General features: G+C 64.9%; 14 protein-coding genes. 6 read left to right on the top strand and 8 right to left on the bottom strand.

Annotation, left to right across the window (positions count from 1 at the left end; all coding sequences use genetic code 11):
- Positions 1–168 precede the first annotated feature (168 nt).
- A complete protein-coding gene (gene rpsA / locus AB0366_RS20985; RefSeq protein ID WP_366245639.1) occupies positions 169–1,647 on the top strand; it encodes a 30S ribosomal protein S1 in 1,479 nt (492 codons plus the stop codon).
- A gap of 156 nt (positions 1,648–1,803) precedes the next feature.
- Here rpsA and AB0366_RS20980 read toward each other — a convergent pair whose 3' ends face one another.
- Complete coding sequence (locus AB0366_RS20980; protein ID WP_121869710.1) at positions 1,804–2,013, bottom strand: hypothetical protein; 210 nt, start codon at positions 2,011–2,013, stop codon at positions 1,804–1,806.
- Between the two features lie 129 nt (positions 2,014–2,142).
- On the opposite strand from AB0366_RS20980, the gene coaE reads away from it, so the two are divergent.
- A complete protein-coding gene (coaE, locus tag AB0366_RS20975) occupies positions 2,143–3,360 on the top strand; it encodes a dephospho-CoA kinase (RefSeq protein ID WP_128645896.1) in 1,218 nt (405 codons plus the stop codon).
- Positions 3,361–3,391: 31 nt separating this feature from the next.
- Here the strand turns inward: coaE and AB0366_RS20970 are convergent, their stop codons facing one another.
- Positions 3,392–3,937 (bottom strand): DUF402 domain-containing protein, encoded by a 546-nt coding sequence (locus AB0366_RS20970; protein WP_094612596.1) that lies wholly within the window; start codon positions 3,935–3,937, stop codon positions 3,392–3,394.
- Positions 3,938–4,015: 78 nt separating this feature from the next.
- Here AB0366_RS20970 and uvrB point away from each other — a divergent pair, with 78 nt between their 5' ends.
- Positions 4,016–6,178: an excinuclease ABC subunit UvrB gene (gene uvrB / locus AB0366_RS20965; RefSeq protein WP_128645895.1), complete on the top strand. Its 2,163-nt coding sequence runs from the start codon at positions 4,016–4,018 to the stop codon at positions 6,176–6,178.
- 30 nt (positions 6,179–6,208) lie between these two features.
- Positions 6,209–7,075, top strand: a complete 867-nt coding sequence (locus tag AB0366_RS20960) for a hypothetical protein (protein WP_366245637.1) — start codon at positions 6,209–6,211, stop codon at positions 7,073–7,075.
- A 6-nt stretch (positions 7,076–7,081) separates the two neighbouring features.
- Here the strand turns inward: AB0366_RS20960 and AB0366_RS20955 are convergent, their stop codons facing one another.
- Together AB0366_RS20955 and AB0366_RS20950 are read right to left on the bottom strand one after the other, a co-directional pair.
- The gene (locus AB0366_RS20955; RefSeq protein ID WP_121869714.1) at positions 7,082–7,939 is read right to left on the bottom strand and encodes an ABC transporter permease subunit; all 858 of its coding nucleotides are present in this window, start codon (positions 7,937–7,939) and stop codon (positions 7,082–7,084) included.
- A complete protein-coding gene (locus AB0366_RS20950) occupies positions 7,936–10,785 on the bottom strand; it encodes an alpha/beta fold hydrolase (RefSeq protein ID WP_366245636.1) in 2,850 nt (949 codons plus the stop codon). The genes AB0366_RS20955 and AB0366_RS20950 overlap by 4 nt, the downstream gene beginning before the upstream one ends.
- Before the next feature lie 182 nt (positions 10,786–10,967).
- Here AB0366_RS20950 and AB0366_RS20945 point away from each other — a divergent pair, with 182 nt between their 5' ends.
- Entirely contained in the window at positions 10,968–11,420 is a 453-nt protein-coding gene (locus AB0366_RS20945) for a universal stress protein (RefSeq protein ID WP_032378962.1), read from the top strand.
- A gap of 66 nt (positions 11,421–11,486) precedes the next feature.
- On the opposite strand, the gene AB0366_RS20940 is transcribed toward AB0366_RS20945, so the two are convergent.
- The 3 genes from AB0366_RS20940 to AB0366_RS20930 all read right to left on the bottom strand — a co-directional run bounded on the left by AB0366_RS20940 (position 11,487) and on the right by AB0366_RS20930 (position 15,965).
- The gene (locus AB0366_RS20940) at positions 11,487–13,808 is read right to left on the bottom strand and encodes an ATP-binding domain-containing protein (RefSeq protein ID WP_366245634.1); all 2,322 of its coding nucleotides are present in this window, start codon (positions 13,806–13,808) and stop codon (positions 11,487–11,489) included.
- 139 nt (positions 13,809–13,947) lie between these two features.
- Positions 13,948–15,138, bottom strand: a complete 1,191-nt coding sequence (locus AB0366_RS20935; protein WP_121869717.1) for a DoxX family protein — start codon at positions 15,136–15,138, stop codon at positions 13,948–13,950.
- Between the two features lie 137 nt (positions 15,139–15,275).
- Positions 15,276–15,965, bottom strand: coding sequence for an MBL fold metallo-hydrolase (locus tag AB0366_RS20930; RefSeq protein ID WP_366245759.1), 690 nt, complete (start codon positions 15,963–15,965; stop codon positions 15,276–15,278).
- A 259-nt stretch (positions 15,966–16,224) separates the two neighbouring features.
- Here AB0366_RS20930 and uvrA point away from each other — a divergent pair, with 259 nt between their 5' ends.
- Positions 16,225–19,155, top strand: a complete 2,931-nt coding sequence (uvrA, locus tag AB0366_RS20925; RefSeq protein WP_366245758.1) for an excinuclease ABC subunit UvrA — start codon at positions 16,225–16,227, stop codon at positions 19,153–19,155.
- A gap of 117 nt (positions 19,156–19,272) precedes the next feature.
- Here the strand turns inward: uvrA and AB0366_RS20920 are convergent, their stop codons facing one another.
- Positions 19,273–19,653 (bottom strand): DUF1844 domain-containing protein, encoded by a 381-nt coding sequence (locus tag AB0366_RS20920; RefSeq protein WP_045199679.1) that lies wholly within the window; start codon positions 19,651–19,653, stop codon positions 19,273–19,275.
- Positions 19,654–20,033: the final 380 nt, after the last annotated feature.

Raw genomic sequence — 20,033 nt, 5'->3', positions numbered from 1 at the left:
CTGTTCAACGCGAGTGTGTTCATGCTGCGCCCAGGTCGGGTTCGCTCGACGTCGGCGCACACGGATCCGGTGACGGATACGCCGAAGATGCTCGTGCTGCACACGTTTCACCAAGTCCGACCGAACATCCATCAACCGATACCCAACCCGTCCGGAGCAACTCAACACATGCCCTCAACCACAACCTCACCGCAGGTAGCCGTCAACGATATCGGCTCCGCAGAGGATTTTCTCGCCGCCATCGACGCCACGATCAAGTACTTCAACGATGGTGACATCGTCGAGGGCACCATCGTCAAGGTCGATCGTGACGAGGTTCTACTCGACATCGGTTACAAGACCGAAGGCGTCATCCCTTCCCGCGAGCTCTCCATCAAGCACGACGTCGACCCCAACGAGGTCGTCTCCGTGGGAGATGAGATCGAAGCACTCGTCCTCACCAAGGAGGACAAGGAAGGCCGTCTGATCCTGTCCAAGAAGCGAGCTCAGTACGAGCGCGCTTGGGGCACGATCGAGGAGCTCAAGGAGAAGGACGAGGCCGTCAAGGGCACCGTCATCGAGGTCGTCAAGGGTGGACTCATCCTCGATATCGGTCTTCGTGGCTTCCTCCCCGCCTCGCTCGTCGAGATGCGTCGCGTCCGCGATCTCCAGCCGTACGTCGGCAAGGAGATCGAGGCCAAGATCATCGAGCTCGACAAGAACCGCAACAACGTGGTCCTGTCGCGTCGCGCATGGCTCGAGCAGACCCAGTCCGAGGTCCGCAGCGAGTTCCTGCACCAGCTCCAGAAGGGCCAGGTCCGCAAGGGCGTCGTGTCCTCCATCGTCAACTTCGGTGCCTTCGTGGACCTGGGTGGCGTCGACGGACTCGTGCACGTCTCCGAGCTGTCCTGGAAGCACATCGATCACCCGTCCGAGGTTGTCGAGGTCGGCACCGAGGTCACCGTCGAGGTTCTCGACGTCGACCTGGACCGCGAGCGTGTTTCCCTGTCGCTCAAGGCAACTCAGGAAGATCCGTGGCGCCAGTTCGCTCGCACCCACGCGATCGGCCAGATCGTGCCCGGCAAGGTCACCAAGCTGGTTCCCTTCGGTGCATTCGTGCGCGTCGAAGAGGGCATCGAGGGCCTCGTGCACATCTCCGAGCTGGCCGAGCGCCACGTGGAGGTTCCGGACCAGGTCGTGGGTGTCGGCGACGACGCACTCGTCAAGGTCATCGACATCGATCTCGAGCGTCGCCGGATTTCGTTGAGCCTCAAGCAGGCCAACGAGGACTACGCAGAAGAGTTCGATCCGTCCAAGTACGGCATGGCCGACTCGTACGACGAGGGTGGCAACTACATCTTCCCCGAGGGCTTCGACTCCGAGACCAACGAATGGCTCGAAGGTTACGAGAAGCAGCGTGAAGAGTGGGAAGGTCGCTACGCCGAGGCAGAGCGTCGCCACAAGATGCACACCGCTCAGATGGAGAAGACGGCCAAGGACGAAGCTGCCGAAGCCGCCAACACCAACTACTCCTCCGAGTCGGGTCAGTCCCCCGCCGATGCAGAAGGCGACGCTCCCGCAGCGTCGGCTCCGGCCTCGACCGGTGGTTCGCTGGCCAGCGATGCGCAGCTCGCTGCACTTCGCGAGAAGCTGTCGGGCAACGCCTGATAGAAGTGGTCCACCCGTGAGGGTGTGACACCGAGCCCCGGTTCTCTCCATGAGAACCGGGGCTTTCTCGTTCGAATCAGGTGAGCAGAAACCCTGCGGAAACGACAATGGACCCGATTCGGATGAACCGGGCCCATGGTGGAGGGGGAGTGCGAACTACGCGGCGGTGGCTGGACTCCACTGGCCGACGCTCGCCGTCCGCTTGCGCATGGTGGCGAAGCTGTGGCGGGCGGGGGTCAGGAGGTTGGTGAACCAGTTACGCCGATGGTCGGCCAACGCCGAGGCTACTTCCGGGATGAGAATGCAATGAACGCCTGCATCCATGCCAAGGCGGTGCCGACCCGGTTGGATCTGATTGCTTCGCATGGGTGTCCTTTTCAATAGCTGTGGGTCGGCACATCGAGGTCGCGCTCGTCGAAGATAACCGACCGAACTCCGAAACCGGTGCATTTGAGGCTGGTGTGCTTCGGCGTGTTCGAGTGTCAGACTGGGGGCATGCTGAGACTGGGACTGACCGGTGGAATAGGTGCCGGAAAATCGACCGTTGCGAAGGTGCTGACCGAACTCGGGGGAGTGCTCGTCGACTCCGATGTACTGGCCCGTGAAGTCGTGGAGCCGGGAACACCTGGGCTGCAACGACTGACGGATACCTTCGGAGCCGACATTCTCGCACCCGATGGCTCGCTCGACCGTCCGGCCTTGGCGGCCAAGGCATTCGGCGACGAGGAATCCCGCAAGAAGCTCAACGCCATCGTTCATCCGTTGGTCGGTGCGCGTACCGCCGAGATCATCGACGGAGCAGCGCCGGATGCCGTAGTGGTGCAGGACATTCCGCTCCTCGTCGAGGGATCGATGGGCCCGTTCTTCCACCTCGTGGTCATCGTGTGGGTCGACGCCGAGGAACGGGTGCGTCGTCTGACGGGACAGCGCGGCATGCCCGAGGCCGATGCTCGCGCGCGGATCGCAGCGCAGGCAACCGATGATGCGCGCCGAGCCGCGGCAGACGTGTGGATCGACAACACCGGCGCACCGGGCAGCGTCGACGACGACGTCCGAACCCTGTGGAACGACCGTCTGATTCCCTTCGAGCGCAACATCAGGGAGGGTGTCATCGCACGTGTTCATCCGGAACAGGTGACGGCCGACCCCACGTGGGAATCCCAGGCCCGACGCATCATCTCGCGCCTGGCCCTTGCCTGCGCCGACAAAGCGGTCCGAATCGACCACATCGGCTCCACCGCAGTGCCCGGCCTCGACGCCAAGGATGTCATCGACATCCAGATCACCGTGCGAGGGCTCGACGACGCCGATTCCGTCGCCGAACAGCTGCGCGTGGCAGGGTTCCCCCGACGAGAGGCCAGCAACTTCGACCATCCGAAGCCTGCATACGGAATCGGCGGCGAAGCCGATCCGGCCGTGTGGTCCAAGCGTTTTCACGGCAGCGCGGACCCCGGCCGGCCTGCGAACGTACACATTCGCGTGGACGGCTGGCCGAATCAGACGTTCGCCCTGCTGTTTCGTGACTGGCTGCGGGCGGACGACAGCATCACCACCGAATACTCCGGAATCAAGCGACGCGCCTCCGAGGCCGCTGCCGGAATCACCGACTTCCGATCGGCCATCGAGGCCTACGAGAACGCGAAGGCCCCGTGGTTCGACGTGGCATACCGTCGGGCATGGCAGTGGGCGGAGGAAACGAACTGGACCGCGTGAATCGGGTCGGGGTGAATCGGGTCGGGCCCGATCAGGACGGTTTGCCGTTCCACTCGGTCGGCATGCCGACGGACGCGAGCCACGCATTCAGGTCGTAGTCGTGCCGCGTCAGTCCTTCGATGGCCGTGATGGATCTGGCCAGCGCGAGCTCCGCCGTCGGGGTGTCGAGGTGTTGCGCCACCCGAGCGTCGAACAACTCGTCGACGTCCAAGAGGTCGTAATCGCGGCCGGTGCGGACACTGAGGTCGAGATAGTGGTCGACGGATGTCCATCGGGTGGTGCCGGCGGTGTACTCGCCGATGTCGACGTAGTAGTCCTGATCGCGGGCGTGCGCGGGCAGGTAGTGGAACACCGAGGCCCGGAGCCCGAGGGCGGGCAACAACCAGGACTCCAGGTAGTCGAAGTGGGCATGGTCAGACGGGCGGGCCATGTACAGCCCCCACGGCTCGACGCGGTATTCGTCGACGACACGGACGAACCCCTTGGGATCCACGTTCGTCTTGGCGACGAGGTCGAACGTCTCGTGCTTGGGGGCATGAACGACGGTGTGCGCACCGGCTGACGTGTGAGCGACCATGCCTGTAGAAGCTACCGGGAACCGGCGTCCTGGGTCTGTCCGACGGAACTTGTCGGTGGTCGCGTCTACGCTTGTGAAATGGCGTTTGCATCCGAACATCCCGTTGTCGCGCACTCCGAACACCGTCCGGTGGGCGCAATCGAGCGCACCGGACCGGCGTTCGAGGTCGTCAGCGAACACACACCGGCAGGAGATCAGCCGACCGCCATCGCCGAGCTCGAACGCCGGATCAAGGCGGACGAGAAGGACATCGTGTTGCTCGGTGCCACCGGTACCGGCAAATCGGCCACCACCGCCTGGCTCATCGAGAAGCTGCAGCGCCCAACCCTGGTGATGGCACCGAACAAGACGTTGGCGGCGCAGTTGGCGAACGAGCTGCGAGACATGTTGCCCAACAACGCAGTCGAGTACTTCGTCTCGTACTACGACTACTACCAGCCCGAGGCGTACATCGCGCAGACCGATACCTACATCGAGAAGGACTCGTCGATCAACGACGATGTCGAGCGGCTGCGGCACTCGGCGACGGCATCGCTGCTCTCGCGCCGCGACGTGGTCGTGGTGGCGTCGGTGTCGTGCATCTACGGTCTCGGTACCCCGCAGTCGTACGTCGATCGGTCGATCGAGCTGGAGGTCAACGTCGAAGTGCAGCGTGACGCGCTGCTCCGGCTGCTGGTGGACGTGCAGTACACCCGCAACGACATGGCCTTCACCCGCGGATCGTTCCGGGTTCGCGGTGACACCGTCGAGATCATTCCGTCCTACGAAGAACTGGCGATTCGCATCGAGTTCTTCGGCGACGAGATCGAAGCGCTGTACTATCTCCATCCGCTCACCGGCGACATCGTTCGGCAGGTGGATTCGGTGCGCATCTTCCCGGCCACGCACTACGTTGCCGGTCCTGAGCGGATGGAACGAGCCGTCAAGGACATCGAAGCCGAACTCGAAGGTCGGCTCGCCGAGTTGGAGGGCAAAGGGAAGCTGCTCGAGGCTCAGCGGCTCCGGATGCGGACGCAATACGACCTGGAGATGATCAAGCAGGTCGGGTTCTGCTCGGGTATCGAGAACTACTCGCGGCACATCGACGGCCGTGGTGCAGGCACTGCGCCCGCTACGTTGATCGATTACTTTCCCGAGGACTTTCTGCTCGTCATCGACGAGTCTCACGTGACGGTGCCTCAGATCGGAGCCATGTACGAGGGCGACATGTCGCGCAAGCGCAACCTCGTCGACTTCGGGTTCCGCTTGCCGTCCGCGACCGACAACCGACCGTTGACGTGGGAGGAGTTCACTCAACGGATCGGTCAGACGGTCTACCTCTCGGCTACTCCGGGCAAGTACGAGCTGGGCCAGACCGGGGGAGAGTTCGTCGAGCAGGTGATCCGTCCGACCGGGCTCGTCGACCCCAAGGTCGTCATCAAGCCGACCAAGGGCCAGATCGACGACCTGGTCCATCAGATCCGAGAACGCGCGGAGAAGGACGAGCGTGTGCTCGTGACCACGCTGACCAAGAAGATGTCGGAGGATCTGACCGACTACCTGCTCGAACTGGGCATCCGTGTCCGCTACCTGCACTCGGACATCGACACCCTGCGCCGCGTCGAACTGCTCCGGCAACTCCGGCTGGGCGAGTACGACGTGCTGGTGGGCATCAACCTGCTCCGTGAGGGTCTCGACCTGCCGGAGGTCTCGTTGGTGGCGATTCTCGACGCCGACAAGGAAGGCTTCCTCCGCAGCGGTACCAGCCTCATCCAGACCATCGGCCGTGCCGCGCGAAACGTCTCCGGCGAGGTGCACATGTACGCCGACAAGATGACCGATTCGATGACCTACGCGATCGAGGAAACTGAGCGTCGGCGCGAGAAGCAGATTGCCTACAACAAGGAGCGAGGCGTCGATCCGCAGCCGCTGCGCAAGAAGATCGCCGACATTCTCGATCAGGTGTACCAGGAGGCGGAGGACACCGATTCCGTCGTCGAGGTCGGGGGATCCGGTCGTAACGCCAGCCGTGGACGGAGAGCGCAGGGCGAGGCGGGCAGGTCGGTCAGCACCGGTGTGTACGAGGGCCAGGACGTGTCGTCGATGCCGCGAGCCGAGTTGGCCGATCTGATCAAGAACATGACCGATCAGATGATGAACGCGGCACGCGAGCTCAAGTTCGAGCTCGCCGGCCGACTGCGCGATGAGATCCAGGATCTGAAGAAGGAACTGCGCGGGATGGACGCGGCCGGGCTCAAATAGGACCGGCCGGAGACGCGATACGGTTCAGTGATGGACGCAACCACCGCCGGCCGCACCTCTCGCTCGCTCGAACTGATTCACTCGATGACCTATTTCCTTCCGGAGACGCAGGATGCTCTGGTCGCCGCCGGGTTGCCGCCCCGGGCCTGCTATTTCGCGGGCCGAGCAGCGCCTCTGGGGCGCGTCGGCGCAGGTGTCGTGACCGCCACGTTCTACAACTTCAACCGAGAATTGGTGGCGCCGCTCATCCCGGCCGCCTGGGACATCGCGTCACCCGACGAGATCATGGCCATCCTCTATGACACTCTCGATGCCGCTTTCGCCCGGCTGCTCGGCTCCGAGGTTCTGACGTCTGCGGACATGGCCGAGGCTGCCGATCTGGCATCTATCGCGGCGCGTGGAATTCCCGGTGACGACGGTCGTCCCCTGTACGCCGCGTATGCCGAGCTCGACTGGCCGACAGCTCCGCATCTCGTGCTGTGGCACGCCCTGACCCTGATTCGCGAATACCGCGGCGACGGTCACATCGCGGCACTGCAGACGGCGGGCCTGAGCGGCTTGGAAGCGTTGATCACCCACACTGCCACCGGCTACGGCTTCGAGAAGGAATTCGCGCGCAAGCGTCGTGGATGGTCGACGGAGCAGTGGGACGCAGCGGTCGCGTCTCTGGCCGACCGAGAGCTGCTCTCGTCGGACGGTGCGCTGACTCAGGACGGCAAAGATCTCCGCACATTGGTCGAGGACATCACCAACGACCTCGCCGCCTCGCCGTGGGCAGCCCTCGGAGAGGACGGTGCCGCTCGGCTGGTCTCGCTCGCGACACCGTGGCGCGAGTCGATCGTCGGCCAGGGCGTCATTCCCGAGGGCGTCTTCGGGCCTGCGATCAAGAGAAAGTAGGCCGCCTCAGCTGGTGATGTCCTTGGTGCCGAAACGTCGCCACGCGATCAACCCGAACAGTGCCGCGTACGTGATGGCCGAGAACGAGCCGACCACCATGTCGTTCCAATCGATGCTCGTGCCGAACGCGTCGATCCACGAATTGGCGTAGTGCCCGGGCAGGTAGTTGCGCAGCGATCCCAGCGCCGTGATCTGATCCAGAATCTGCATCAGAATCGACGTCATCACCGCGCCGCCGACGGCCCCGAGAGGGGCGTCGGTGAGCACCGACAGCAGCATCGCCAGGCCGGCGACCCACAGCAGGTTGATGCCGATGTACGCGACCGCGATCAGCAGCCGTAGCAGCGAGGTGCCGTAGGGCAGTCCCTCACCCAGCGGCGTGATGAGCGACTCCGCCCCGTACATCACTGTGCCGATCAACAGGGACACCCCGACGAGCACCAGGATCGCAGCACTGGACAGCGTCGCAGACACCAGTGCTTTCTGCGTCAGCAGGCGACTCCGGGGCACGGGAATGGCCAGCAGGTATCGCAGACTCGACCACGAGGCTTCGCTTGCCACCGAGTCGCCGAAGAACAGGGCCACCACCACGATCAGCAGAAATCCCACGGACATGAACAGAGCGAAGACCGTGAAGTTCATGCCTCCGCGTGTGCCGAGCTCGATGAGCCCATCGGCATCGGAGTCCGCACTCGAGCTGCCGACGGTGAAGGCGATGGCCAGGATCACCGGGAGCAGGGCCAGGAAGCCGATGGCCAGCTGAGTGCGGCGACGTCCCAGTTGCCTGCGCAACTCGGTACGGAACGGCAAGGTGCTGCCGCCGGTGTATCCGGCAGCGCGCCCGTCTGCGTGTGTGGTGCTCATGATCGATCCTTGCTGGTGTCGGACCCTGGGTTGTCTCGGTGGACGAGGTCGAGGAACACGTCTTCGAGGCGCGTCGACTGCGAGAATCCGCGCACCGAGACCCCTGCGGTGACAAGCTCTCTGATCACGACGGCGGAGTCCGCGTCGGTCAGGTCGACGGTCACCGTGCCGTCGTCGACGATCACTGCACCGTCGTGGCCGGAGGCACTCAGCACCGATTGCGCGCGGGCGGCGTCGTCGACCCTGATCTCGGTCTGCCCGCCGGCGGCGGTCAGTTCGCGGACCGTGCCGGAACTGATCACCGATCCGCGATTCATGACGACCACGTGGGTACAGGTCTGCTCCACTTCGGCGAGCAGATGGCTCGACACCAACACGGTTCGACCGGTCTTCGCGTAGTTGATCAGCACATCGCGCATCGTCCTGATCTGGGGTGGGTCGAGTCCGTTGGTCGGTTCGTCGAGGACCATCAGATCCGGCAGCCCCAGCATGGCCTGGGCGATCGCCAGCCGCTGCCGCATGCCTTGGCTGTACGACTTGACCTTGCGTTCGATCGCGGTGCCGAGGTCGGCGATCTCGAGGGCTTCCTCGAGGTGAGCGTCCTCGATCGGGCGACCCGTCGCTTCCCAGTACAGCCGCAGATTCTGCGTTCCGGTCAGGTGCGGTAGGAAGCCGGATCCCTCGACGAACGAGCCCAACCTGGACAGCACCGGGGCTCCGGGCGTCACCTTGTGGCCGAAGACTCGAATGTCGCCGCCGGTGGGCGTGATCAGGCCCATCAACATGCGCAGGGTTGTGGTCTTTCCTGCACCGTTGGGCCCGAGAAGACCCAGAACCTGGCCCTGCTTCACCTCGAAGCTGACGCCGTCGACGGCGCGGAAGCCGTTGGAGTAGGTCTTGGCCAGATCGGTGATCACCAGGGGAGTGTCGATCAGGTCCTCGTCCACTTCGGCTACTGCGCGACGTCTGGTCCGCACGACACCGGCGACGATCGCGCCGGCGACCACGAGCAAGACGACACCGATGCCGATCAGCGGTGCCACCGGAACGGTGCTGTTGGCGCTCGCCTCAGCGGGGACGGTGGGCAACGCGATGGTGTTGTCGGTCATGGCCACGCTGAACTGTGCCGGTTCGAGAGGAACGGCATAGGCCTGATCGGTGGTGGAGATGCTCAGTTCGAGGCGATGACCCTGCTGCACGGTGTAGCTGATGCCGGGAAGCGCAACGGTGACGTCGACGGGATCGATGCCCTCGGTATCGGGTAGGCGAATTGCCGAGACCGCCCCGCCCGGAAGAGTTCTCGTGCCGTTCGGTGCTACGTCGTATAGCTTCGCGAACAGAACGGCTTGACCGGGTGAGGCCAGCGACGCCACGCGCAGGTTCACCCTCGGTGCACCGGTGATCGTCACCGACGAATCGACGGGATCGCTGGTGAACGTGGCCGACTGGCCCGGCAGGTCCGCGGTCAGGGCGGCTCCGGCCCCGGTCGATCCGATAGTCGAGAGCACCGAGCCCAAACCGGGTATCGACGAGATCGCCGACGGCGACGCTCCGGGCGGACGGATGATCGACTGGTTCTCCGCGGTCGGAGCGAACGTCACCGATTCGGTCTCCGTGGGATCGGCTGCGGAGGTCAGTCCCGGGTAGGCGGGAGCCGTCATCCGGCGGTCACGGTCGCCGCCGCGTTCGTCGGCTGCCCGCTGAGTGGAGTAGACGAACGGCTCGGTGCCGGTCGCGGCGTCGGTGTCACGCAACGTCGTGTCGAAGAAGTCGGCGATGGCTCGATCGCTCGTGCCGTCCGTTCCGCCTGCGTCGTGGCCGCCGTCGAACCATCGCACGGTGACGTTCCCACCGGCCGCGGCGATCTGACGCGCCGTCGCGTCGGCCTGATCCAGACCGAACAGTGTGTCCTGGGTGCCCTGAACCAGCAGGGTAGGCGCGGTGATGTTCGACGCCACCGCGACCGGCGAGTGGGCGGTCAGCAGATCGAGGAGTTGTTGGCTGGGGATTCCGGTCACCGCGGATTGGGTGTAGGCGTCGCAGAATTCGGGTGCGAATCGTCCGCAGGCCGAGGTGCTCTCGGCGGTGCTTGGATCGGTGCCTTCGTCGCCGTTTCCGCCGGGCGGTGCACTCGCTGCGCCCACTCCGAAGAACACTCCGGCCCAGCCGCGCTTGAGGACGCCGGGTCCGCCGTACTCGGCAGCTGCGGGAGTAGCGGTGTCGCCGAGGGCTTCTCGGCCTTCGGCGGAGGTGACGCCATAGTTGGGGAACAGTGCCTCACCCAGGTCGTTCCAGGTGATCGCTGCGGCTATCGAATCGATCCTGGGGTCGGTGCCGCCTGCGCTCAGTGCCAGTGCGCCGCCGTAGGAGCCGCCGGCGACTCCGACGTGCGGGTCGCCGGGAGCGTCGAGTTCCACCTCCGGTTGTTCGGCGAGCCAGTCGATGAGTCCGCGCGCGTCGGCGACCTCGCGATCGGGGTCGTTGAGCGAGATCGAACCCGTGCTGTCGCCGAACCCGCGTGCGCTGTAGGCGAGCACGGTGTACCCGCGCGTCGCGAGGTCACGTGCCTCACCGTCGACCGAGTCCTTGCTGCCGCCGAAGCCGTGGGCGAGCAGCACCGTCGGCGCGGGGGTGACGGCGGGGGCGTAGAGACGAGCGTCGATGTCGACGGTGCCCGTCGACCCGGGGCTGTCCGGTAGCGTGATGCGCGCATCACGAGTGGATGTGTCGGCGCTCGAATCCTGGGGGAGGAAGACGAATGCGAGGGCGGCTACCGCCAGAACCGCAATCACGGCGGCACCGACAGTCATGGCCCGTCTCGACAGTGGCGGGCGGGGAATCGGCATGGAAACCAATGTATGTGAGTGGCGCGGATCGTGTTGTTCCCCAAGTTCACGTGCCGATCGGCCGGTTCCGGCTAATGTCAGCGAATCAGTCCCCGGACCACGTCTTTCGGTCCTGTGACTTGCACCAATCGAGTTCGACCAGAAGTGTCACATCTGTGTGTGACCGACAAATGGAGGAATGAATGAGCGCCTACCGCACCGTCGTCGTCGGGACCGATGGCTCCGAATCGTCACTGCGGGCAGTGGAGAAGGCCGCGGCTCTGGCGGGAGACGCCGATGCCACCCTGGTGATCGCCTGCGCGTACTACCCGGCCGATCCGAAGGACACGTCCGCTGCCGCCGACGCATTGCGCGAGGACGCCTATCAGATCACCGGATCGGCACCGACGCGTGAGATTCTGCGCACGGCGCGCGAGCACGCCACCAAGGCCGGTGCGAAGAACATCGAGGAGAAGGCGATCGTCGGTGCTCCCGTCGAGTCGCTGCTGGCGCTCGTGGACGAGGTGAAGGGCGACCTGCTCGTCGTCGGCAACCGCGGCCTGAACTCGTTGACGGGCCGCCTGTTGGGATCGGTCCCGTCGGACGCCGCTCGCAAGTCCACGTGCGATGTTCTGATCGTGCACACCGTCCGCTGATCTCACCCCGTACACACCAACGGCCCGCTCCTCGAAGGGGAGCGGGCCGTTGGTGTGTACGGTGCTCTAGGCTTCCGGCTCGAACGGTTGCAGCGCCGAGAGTTCACCCGGCAGTGCGTCCACGTGCACCACGCCGAGTCGTTGCGTCGCTCGGGTGAGCGCCACGTACAGATCGTTCATGCCCTTGATCGACTCGGCCACGATGGCACCGGGTTCGACGATCAGCACCGAGTCGAACTCGAGTCCCTTGGCATCCTTGACCGTCGATACGGTGACCAGTTCCGATGCCAGATGGCGGAATCGGTCGACGTGGCCTGCGGGAACCAGCACGGCGCTCAGGCCAGGGCGCGGGTGATCGGCCACACGTTTCTCCACCGCAGTGACCAGATCGGCCGCTGCCACTCGTTGGGCCCACGGCCTGGCTCCGGTGCTGCGGATGGATCGCGGCTCGGACTGCTCGGGATCGATGGCAGCCAACACATCGTGTGCCACGGCCATGATCTCGGACGGTGTTCGGTAGTTCACCGTCAGTTCGGTTCGCTTCCAGCGCTTGGCCACATACGGTTCGAGAACCGAACCCCACGACGAGGTTCCGGCGGGATCGCCGGTCTGCGCCGTATCGCCCACCAGTGTCATCCACCGATTCGGTATGCGCCGCATCACCATTCGCCACGCCATCGCCGAGAGTTCCTGCGCCTCGTCGACGATCACGTGCCCGTAGGTCCACGTTCGGTCACCGGCGGCCCGTTCGGCCGTGGTCAATCGCTGACCCGAATTCTGCCGTCGCGCAAGCTGATCGGCATCGATGAGGTCGTAGGCCATCAGAATCTCCGGATCGAGTTCGTCCTCGAGGTCCTGAGGTGCCGAACCGGTCAGGATGTCCAACGCGCCCTGGGCATCGGCGATCTGACCGCGCCACTGACGTTGTGCCTGTTCACGTTCGGCTGCGTCGTCGACGCCGAGCAGCTCGGCGAGTTCGTCGAGCAGGGGAGCGTCGGCCGACGAGAAGCCGTGGCCCCGACGAACGAGGGCCTCACGCTCCACCTCATCGAGTGCCGGCGCCGCCGAGGCGATCTTCTCGGGCGATGCGAAGAGGTCGCGGAGAACCTGCTGGGGAGACAGATCCGGCCACAGTTCGTCCACAGCCGCCATGACGTCCTGGTCCTCGCGCATCTCGTCGCGCATGTCCGCGATGTCGTCGGCGCTGAGCAGGCTGGACCCGTCGACGAGGTTCTGTCCGAGTTTCGCCGCCAACTGGTTGGCCAACTGGTCGATGACCGAGGACACGAACAGCGGCCGAGCCAGGTTGTGTGGTCGCCGGGACGAGCGGGCACGACCGCGAGCCCTGGTCACGATCTTGCGATCGAGCGTGATGTCGTAGGTGTCGAACTTCAGTCGACGGGGCTGCGCGGGGACTTCCTGACGGTCGCGTACCGCTTGGGTCAGCACCTCGACCATCGACAGTCTGCCCTTGACCTCGGTCGCCACGGCCGAGTCCTCGCGTTGGGCACGGACTCCCGGATAGAGATCGCCGATCGTGGACAGCAGTACACCCGTCTCGCCGAGTGACGGCAGCACCTGCCCGATGTAGTCGAGGAACGTGGCGTTGGGTCCGATGATGAGTACACCGCTCTTACCGAGCTGCTGGCGGTAGGTGTAGAGCAGGTAGGCGGCGCGGTGCAGCGCGACGGCCGTCTTGCCGGTGCCCGGTCCGCCCTGAACCACCAACACACTGCGATGCTGCGATCGGATGATCGCGTCCTGCTCGCTCTGAATCGTCTCGACGATGTCGTTCATCTGGCCGGTACGTGCGGCGTCGAGTGCCGAGAGCAGCGCACCTTCGCTCGCGACACCGCCCGCCACGGCGGCATCGCTCGACGATCGGGCAGAGTTCAGGTCGAGGAATTCGTCGGCGATCGACGTCACTCGACGACCGCGGGTGCGAATGTGCCTGCGCCGCAACACGTTTTCGGGTGCGGCGGGAGTCGCCAGGTAGAACGGCCGGGCCATCGGTGCTCGCCAGTCCAACAGCAGCGTCTCGTAGTCGTTCTTGTCGTCGAGAATTCCCACGCGACCGATGTAGCGCTCGGGCCGGTCGTCGACCTTGGGGTCGAGGGAATCGGGATCGAGGTCGATGCGTCCGAAGCACAGTCCGTTCTCGGCTGCGTCGTACTTGGCGATGTCCTCGGTGTACATCTGGTTGAACGATTCGCGTTCGCTACGGGCCTGCGGGGTGCCGCCGGTCTCCAACAGCACCGCGCGCAATCGGTTCGCGGCGTACTCGCGCAGTGCGTCGAGCTGGGTGTACAGCCGCGTCAGGTGCGCCTGCTCGATGTCTTCTTCGATCGGCACATCGGAGTTTCTCGATGTGTGGCCGTCGTCCGGCAAAGGGTCTCCTCGGGAGTTCGGCCGAGGCGAAGATATCGCCTCGAAATCAGCCAGAGCAGTCTACGTCGCACAACGGCCCTGCCGCAGAACCGCTGGTTCCGGGGCAGGGCCGCGTCTGTTGCTGTGTTCTCGGCGAGAACTACTTCGCGTACTGCTGCAGCTTCTTGTCCAAGTTCTTCTGAGCCTTGGCAACTCGCTTCTCGAGCTTGGCGCGAGCCTGCTCGGTCACCTTCTCGAGTTCCTTGCTCTGCTTCTCCGCACGCTTGCGGGCCCGCTTGCTCAGCGTTTCCACACGATCGGACGCCAGATCGGCCCAGGTGACTCCGCGCTTCTGCGCTTCGTCGGCCAAGACCGAACCCCTCTCGGCAGCCAGATCGGCGAGCTTGGACGCGCGCTTCTGGGCCACGTCGGTCAATTCGTGGCGACGATCAGCGGCAACGTCGACGAGCTTGGATCCGCGCTTCTGCGCGATCTCGGCCAGGTCGGTTCCGCGGTGCGCAGCCTTGTCAGCGAGCTTGGAGCCGCGCTTCTGCGCCTCTTCGGCCAAGTCGCTACCGCGGTCGGCGGCGAGTTCGGCGAGCTTGGATCCACGCTTCTGTGCTTCCTCGGCGAGGACGGAACCCTTGTCGGCGGCCACGTGAGCCCAGCGGTTCAGTGCCGGCTGAGCGACCTCGGCCAGCTCCGAGCCCTTGTCGGTGGCGATGTCGGCGAGCTTGGCCAACTTGGGCTGGGCGGCGTCGGCGAACTTGGCCAGCTTCGGCTGTGCCGCTTCGGCGAGATCGGCGCTGCGGCTCGCGGCGACGGCTGCGATTTCCTTGACCCGCTCACCGGTCTCGTGGGTGGAGTGACCCGGCAGTGCCGAGACGACGCTCTCCTGAGCGCGGCGTGCTGCGCGCTTGCTACGCCATGCGACCGACGGCTTGCCCTCGGTGTCGACGGCCGCGATGAGCAGTCCGCCGAGCAGGCTCAGGTTCTTGAAGAAGTGGATACGCTGCGCAGCCTTTGCCTCCGGGTCCGTCTCGTTCCAGAAGGCGTGCCCGGCGAGTGTCGTCGGTACGAGACTTCCGGCGAGAGCGAGCGAGGCGATGCGCGGTGCCTTGCCGGTGGCCAGCAGAATGCCGCCGGCGACCTGGATTCCGCCATTGATACGGACCAACGTCTCCGGGTCGCTCGGCACGTTCGCGGTGACGTCGTTGGGGAGGACGTCCTTGCCCTGCTCGATCAGCGGAGTGGCGACCTGCGCCTTGCCGGTGGGATTACGGAGTGCGTCGACGCCCCCTGCGATGAAAATCGTAGACATCAGCGGACGGGCGATACGGCGGACCAGCATTGACAGCCTCCTGCGTAGTTTCTCGTGTCATCGGCGGTGGAACCAGGGACGGCACGGCGGTCCGAAAACCTACCGCTGTGCGTCCTTTTGTCACACTATTCATACCCCGTGGTTCACGGTCTCAAGCACGCCCATCGTCACCAGCCGCGTGTGCGCCATTCGTCCAGGTGAGGGCGCTCGGCACCGAGCGTCGTGTCCTTTCCGTGGCCCGGGTAGACGACGGTCTCGTCGTCGAAGCGGTCGAACAATTTCGCCGTCACGTCGTCGAGCAGATGGGCGAAATCCTCGGGGCTGCCCGTCTTGCCGACGCCACCGGGAAAGAGTGAATCTCCGGTGAAGAGGTGGGTGCGCGCGCCGTCGGCATCGGTCAGTGCGAGTGCGATGGAACCTGGGGTGTGTCCGGTCAGGTGCACCACGTCGAACGTGAGCTCGCCCACCGACACGGTGTCCCGATCGGCCAGCAGGCGGTTCGGAGCCACCGGTAGGGGGCCGGCATCGAGTTCGTGGGCTGCGGTCGGCGAGTCCGTACCGCCGGCGATGTCTGCCAGCGCCTGCCAGTGGTCGGCGTGCTGGTGAGTCGTCACGATGAGTGAGAGTGTCGGCGCATTCTCGTCGATGAGCAACGAGATGCGGTCGGCCTCGTTGGCGGCGTCGATCAGCACCGAGTGACCTGTTGCGGAACAGACGACAAGGTAGGTGTTGTTGTCCATGGGGCCGACCGACATCTTCGTGATCGTCGCGCCGGGAATCGTTCGCCGCTGCGGCTGCGAACCCTGGGAGACGACGCCGGTGTAATTGTCATCGATGACCATGAGGTGCTCGTCCATTTCGAGGACGCTACCGTCGTCGACGGCACGATGGGCGTCGGGGTCGCGCACGTGGAAAAGTCTGTCGGTGCCTGGATCTACCATTGCTACTGCGTGAGGTTCGTCCCTCACCACAACAGGTTTTCGACGTGGGGTCCACGGTTACACGACGGTGACCGGTGCGTCGGCATCACACGTCATCACGCGACTCGAAGGTCGTGCAGTGCTGCGCCCCGCAGCAACTCGGCTGGACGTGCTCGTTCGGAAAGAAGGGAACACAGTGGCGGATCGCCTGATAGTGCGAGGTGCACGGGAGCACAATCTGCGGGGAGTCGACATAGACCTGCCGCGGGATGCGCTGATCGTGTTCACGGGTCTGTCCGGCTCAGGCAAGTCGTCCCTCGCCTTCGACACGATCTTCGCCGAAGGGCAGCGTCGCTACGTCGAGTCGCTGTCCGCATACGCGCGGCAGTTCCTCGGCCAGATGGACAAGCCGGACGTCGATTTCATCGAGGGCCTCTCGCCTGCGGTCTCCATCGATCAGAAGTCGACCAACCGCAACCCGCGATCGACCGTGGGCACCATCACCGAGGTCTACGACTACCTCCGTCTGTTGTACGCGCGTGCGGGAACGGCTCACTGCCCCGTGTGCAGCGAACAGATCGCGAAGCAGACTCCGCAGCAGATCGTCGATCAGGTGCTGGACATGGAGGAGGGCCTGAAGTTCCAGGTTCTCGCCCCGGTGGTGCGTACTCGCAAGGGCGAGTTCGTCGACCTGTTCGATTCGCTCAACACCCAGGGCTACTCGCGTGTTCGGGTCGACGGCGTCGTACATCAGCTCACGAGCCCGCCGGTGCTCAAGAAGCAGGAAAAGCACGACATCGAGGTCGTCGTCGACCGCCTGACCGTCAAGTCGAGTTCGAAGCAGCGGCTGACCGATTCGGTGGAGACCGCCCTTCGGTTGGCCGACGGCATCGTGGTGCTCGATTTCGTCGACCGTGACGAGAATGCGTCGGACCGTGAGCGCCGGTTCTCCGAGAAGCTCGCCTGCCCCAACGGTCACCCGTTGTCGATCGACGATCTCGAACCTCGGTCGTTCTCCTTCAACTCGCCGTACGGTGCGTGCCCGGATTGCGTCGGGCTCGGCGTCCGCAAGGAGGTCGACCCGGAGCTGGTCGTTCCCGACGGCGATCTCAGCCTCGCGGACGGTGCCATCGCACCGTGGTCGATGGGCCAGACCTCGGAGTACTTCGGCCGCTTGCTGTCCGGGCTCGCCGACGCCATGGGATTCGACCTGAACGCGCCGTGGAACAAGCTGCCCGCCAAGGTCAAGCGTGCGGTCCTCGAGGGCAGCGATCACCAGGTGCACGTGAAGTACAAGAACCGCTACGGCCGCACGCGGTCGTACTACGCCGAGTTCGAGGGTGTGATGCCGTTCCTGCACCGCCGGTTGGAGCAGACCGAGTCCGAGCAGATGAAGGAACGCTACGACGGCTACATGCGCGACGTGCCGTGCCCCACCTGCAACGGTGCCAGGCTGCGGCCCGAGATCCTGTCGGTGACGATCGCGGCGGGCGACTTCGGGCCGAAGTCGATCGCCGAAGTGTGCGAGTTGTCGATCGCCGACACCGCAGATTTCCTGAACAGCCTCACTCTCGGTCGCCGCGAGGAAGCAATCGCGGGTCAGGTCCTCAAAGAGGTGCAGGCTCGGCTCGGCTTCCTGTTGGACGTCGGTCTGGAATACCTGTCACTGGCCAGGACGGCCGGCTCGCTGTCCGGCGGCGAGGCCCAGCGCATCCGACTCGCCACCCAGATCGGATCGGGACTCGTCGGCGTTCTCTACGTCCTCGACGAGCCCTCGATCGGACTGCATCAGCGCGACAACCGTCGGCTCATCGACACGTTGACGCGGCTGCGCGATCTCGGGAACACGTTGATCGTCGTCGAGCACGACGAGGACACCATCCGCACCTCCGATTGGATCGTCGATATCGGTCCATTGGCGGGTGAGCACGGTGGACGCGTCGTGCACAGCGGTTCGTACGAGGACCTGCTGACCAACGAGGAATCGTTGACCGGTGCGTACCTGTCCGGGCGGATGGAGATTCCGCTGCCCGACACCCGTCGTGTCGTGGACAAGAAGCGTCAGGTCACCGTGGTCGGTGCCCGCGAGCACAATCTCCGCGGCATCGACGTCAGCTTCCCGCTCGGCGTGCTGACCTCGGTCACCGGGGTGTCGGGTTCGGGCAAGTCCACGCTCGTCAACGACATCCTCGCGACCGTGATGGCCAACAAGCTCAACGGTGCCCGTCAGGTTCCCGGTCGGCACACGCGCATCAACGGACTCGATCAGCTCGACAAGCTCGTGCGGGTGGACCAGTCGCCGATCGGACGCACACCGCGCTCGAACGCGGCAACGTACACCGGGGTGTTCGACAAGATCCGCACGCTGTTCGCGGCGACAACCGAGGCCAAGGTGCGCGGCTATCAGCCCGGTCGATTCTCGTTCAACGTCAAGGGCGGCCGGTGCGAGGCATGCTCGGGAGACGGCACGCTCAAGATCGAGATGAACTTCCTGCCGGACGTCTACGTTCCGTGCGAGGTCTGTGAGGGTGCGCGGTACAACCGCGAGACACTCGAGGTCCATTACAAGGGCAAGACCATCGCCGAGGTCCTGGACATGCCGATCGAGGAGGCTGCCGACTTCTTCGAGGCCATCACCTCGATCCACCGTTACCTCAAGACGCTCGTCGAGGTCGGTCTCGGGTACGTCCGCCTCGGCCAACCGGCAACGACGTTGTCCGGCGGCGAGGCGCAACGCGTCAAACTGGCCGCGGAACTGCAGAAGCGGTCCACCGGCCGCACGGTCTACATTCTCGACGAACCGACCACCGGCTTGCACTTCGAGGACATTCGCAAGCTGCTCGGCGTCGTGAACGGCCTCGTGGACAAGGGCAACACGGTGATCGTGATCGAGCACAATCTCGATGTCATCAAGGTCTCGGACTGGGTCATCGACATGGGCCCCGAAGGTGGTTCCGGCGGCGGAATGGTTGTGGCGCAAGGGGATCCGGAGGCCGTGGCCGCGGTTTCCGAAAGCTACACCGGCAAGTTCCTGCAGGAGGCGCTCACCCGTGAGTCGGTCGTCGCCCCGCCGGTGAAGGTGGCTCCGAAGAAGCGCAGGCCTCGCAAGGTCGCCGCCGTCCGATAAGCCCGGCCGTCCGATAAGCGCAGCGGTCGAACAGGGGCAACAGCCCGCGCACGACGAAGCCGCATCCGGTACTCACCGGATGCGGCTTCGTGTGTGTCGACTTCGCTGGTGTTCTGCTCAGTGCACCGGGCCGGTGTACTTCTCGCCCGGGCCCTTTCCTGGCTCGTCCGGGTGGGCAGATGCTTCTCGGAATGCGCGCTGCAGTGCCTGCAGCCCGTCGCGAATGGGTCCGGCATGGGGGCCGAGGTATTCCACCGACGCGGTGACCAGGCCTGCCAATGCGGTGATGACGCGTCGTGCCTCGTCGAGGTCCAGGTAGGGGCTCTCCGCGGGATCCGGCTCGGAGAGACCCAACTTCTCGGCTGCAGAACTCATCAGCATCACCGCAGCGCGGCTGATGACCTCGACCGCGGGGACCTCGGCGAGTTCACGGACTTCGGGCTCGGCACCCAGGGGGTCGGCACCTGCGGCATCGTCGGGATTGGGGGAGCTGGTCATGCCTACGAGAATCCCACGCCGCCTTCGGCCGGCAGAATCGGGTGCCGACGCTGTCCGGGGCGATCGGGCTCGATTGTCGGTTTCTCGAATCGGCTGGTAGTGTGACTCGACGACCGTCTTCGGCGTGCGCTCCTCGATGGAGTTCACCGCACGGAGGCAGCAAGTGGAGCCCGACTCCCACCGGCACGTAGCCTTCAACAAGCTACTTCCGGTCCGGTCGCACGATGGAGATCTTTACCGATTTCCGCTGTGCTTCCTCCCAGTGAGGAGACTGTACGACGATGGTTGTCGTGCGGATCGACCGGTCGACATCGGGCCCTGCTATCGGATCACACCGAGAGCAGGGTTTTTTCGTTGCAGCGGTTCGCATCGCTGCGGGG

The organism is Rhodococcus sp. NPDC076796 (genome assembly GCF_040702765.1).
In the GTDB taxonomy this organism is placed as follows: Bacteria; Actinomycetota; Actinomycetes; order Mycobacteriales; family Mycobacteriaceae; genus Rhodococcoides.
The sequence above is the reverse complement of the archived record's forward strand: the minus strand, read 5'-3'. Positions and strand labels throughout refer to the sequence as shown.

Coding starts and splice junctions, on each gene's coding strand:
- rpsA (WP_366245639.1), top strand. CDS start 169: ATGCCCTCAACCACAACCTCACCGCAGGTAGCCGTCAACGATATCGGC.
- AB0366_RS20980 (WP_121869710.1), bottom strand. CDS start 2,013: ATGCGAAGCAATCAGATCCAACCGGGTCGGCACCGCCTTGGCATGGAT.
- coaE (WP_128645896.1), top strand. CDS start 2,143: ATGCTGAGACTGGGACTGACCGGTGGAATAGGTGCCGGAAAATCGACC.
- AB0366_RS20970 (WP_094612596.1), bottom strand. CDS start 3,937: ATGGTCGCTCACACGTCAGCCGGTGCGCACACCGTCGTTCATGCCCCC.
- uvrB (WP_128645895.1), top strand. CDS start 4,016: ATGGCGTTTGCATCCGAACATCCCGTTGTCGCGCACTCCGAACACCGT.
- AB0366_RS20960 (WP_366245637.1), top strand. CDS start 6,209: ATGGACGCAACCACCGCCGGCCGCACCTCTCGCTCGCTCGAACTGATT.
- AB0366_RS20955 (WP_121869714.1), bottom strand. CDS start 7,939: ATGAGCACCACACACGCAGACGGGCGCGCTGCCGGATACACCGGCGGC.
- AB0366_RS20950 (WP_366245636.1), bottom strand. CDS start 10,785: ATGCCGATTCCCCGCCCGCCACTGTCGAGACGGGCCATGACTGTCGGT.
- AB0366_RS20945 (WP_032378962.1), top strand. CDS start 10,968: ATGAGCGCCTACCGCACCGTCGTCGTCGGGACCGATGGCTCCGAATCG.
- AB0366_RS20935 (WP_121869717.1), bottom strand. CDS start 15,138: ATGCTGGTCCGCCGTATCGCCCGTCCGCTGATGTCTACGATTTTCATC.
- AB0366_RS20930 (WP_366245759.1), bottom strand. CDS start 15,965: ATGGACGAGCACCTCATGGTCATCGATGACAATTACACCGGCGTCGTC.
- AB0366_RS20920 (WP_045199679.1), bottom strand. CDS start 19,653: ATGACCAGCTCCCCCAATCCCGACGATGCCGCAGGTGCCGACCCCCTG.